The organism is Bradyrhizobium uaiense (assembly GCF_010811875.1).
GTDB classification, from domain to species: Bacteria; Pseudomonadota; Alphaproteobacteria; order Rhizobiales; family Xanthobacteraceae; genus Bradyrhizobium; species Bradyrhizobium uaiense.
In genome coordinates, this window is record NZ_VKHP01001242.1 from 1 (window position 1) to 216 (window position 216).

Here is a 216-nt window from a genome sequence, read left to right on the forward strand (position 1 = left end):
GTTTGGTATTGAGCGACGCGGCGTGGGAGCGGATGGCGCCGTTGATCATAGGGCGCCCCGATCAGAAGGGCTCGACCGGGCGCGACAATCGAATGTTCGTTGAAGGAGTGCTGTGGATCGTGCGTACGGGGTCTCCCTGGCGCGATCTCCCGGAGGTCTTCGGCGATTGGAACAGCGTGTTCCGGCGCTTCAGCCGATGGAGCATCAAGGGTGTTT

The 216-nt window shown here is 62.0% G+C and carries 1 protein-coding gene; it reads left to right on the forward strand.

Features of this window, described 5'->3' with window-relative positions:
- Positions 1–2: 2 nt before the first annotated feature.
- A partial coding sequence (locus FNJ47_RS55880) for a transposase (protein WP_236000663.1) occupies positions 3–216 on the forward strand: 214 nt, incomplete at its 3' end.